Consider the following 1,215-nt stretch of genomic DNA (forward strand, 5'->3'; position numbering starts at 1 on the left):
TCACGCGGGCAAGATGCCCGCACTACCGTCAAAATAAATTTGACACTAAGGAGCGATCGCTAACTACCAGTTTGAAAGGGCAAAATCTTATTCAAGACTGATAGTTTATCAAAACTAAAAACAACGCCTAAATATCTTCTGAACTAATACCCATTGCTTGCAGTCTTTCAGCTAGTTTAGCAGCTTTTTGTTCTGCCTGTTCTGCTCTTTGACGTTCTTGTTCTGCTCTTTGACGTTCTTGTTCTGCTCTTTGACGTTCTTGTTCTGTTTTTTGACGTTCTTGATTAACTAATTCACCTCCCCAGAGTAATAAATTTCCAGATTTATCCCACCATCGTAACCAATAACCCTCAAATTCGGCTTTTTTTCCTATCCATACACCCAAGAATAGGTCTAAATCTCGTATCCAAAAGCGCTGATTTTCATCTGGAGATTGTTGCTGGTATTTACCATTAACCAAATTATGGACTTCTAAAATTCCGGTTTGGGGATGGAAAATCACATAAGTGGGAATTTTTAAAATTTGTTCGTAAAAGTGCCACTTTCCATAGGGATAATGAGAATTAATGGAATATTCCGTTCCTTCGGTTGCGGACATAAATTCCATGACAATGGTTGGGTTTTCTCCTTCGCTATGGGGAGTGTAACTACGACGGATTTCTCCTGGCGGTAGAGGATGGACAGAAGGAACGTAAACCCAATCAGGTGCTTTGACGATGGTTTTGTCATCCACTGTGGCACATAAACCAAAATTGGAGGCAATCAGCATTGATTCTAGAATTAATCCTGCCAGTTCTAGAGATTCTCTGAGGGCGGCAGCGAGAAGGGGTTGAAGGTTATTTTCCACGGGTTCGTCTGGTAGGGGAAAATCTGCTGGTAGTTTTTCCCAGGTGATTCGAGGTAGGGTATTGGGGGGACGGAGTTGTATAACTGTCATAGTCAGGTGCGATCGCTAACAGTGTTAATTTATTATATTGTTTATTGATGGCATTTAGATGGGTGAATAATTGTGAATTTATGTGTCTTGTGCTTGAGATTCTAACCAATTATTAAAAAGAGCGATCGCCTGTTGGATTTTTGCTATGATAGTTTTGGTTTGGGTTTTATTCACATCTTTCTGATTATCTCATAATCTCCCCAGCCAGGGAATTAATTCCCTGTCTAATAGCTCAAGTCTACTGAAGTAGACTCAAGATTAATTTTCAGTGTTCTGAA

General features: G+C 40.0%; 1 protein-coding gene. It reads right to left on the minus strand.

The window, feature by feature from the left end:
• Nucleotides 1-127: 127 nt before the first annotated feature.
• Nucleotides 128-937 carry a DUF874 family protein gene (locus FJR37_RS25635; protein ID WP_168467475.1) on the minus strand — a complete coding sequence of 270 codons (810 nt, stop codon included), beginning with the start codon at nucleotides 935-937 and terminating at the stop codon, nucleotides 128-130.
• Nucleotides 938-1,215: the final 278 nt, after the last annotated feature.

Origin of the sequence: Aphanizomenon sp. UHCC 0183, from assembly GCF_009712065.1 — a bacterium.
Taxonomy (GTDB): domain Bacteria; phylum Cyanobacteriota; class Cyanobacteriia; order Cyanobacteriales; family Nostocaceae; genus Dolichospermum; species Dolichospermum heterosporum.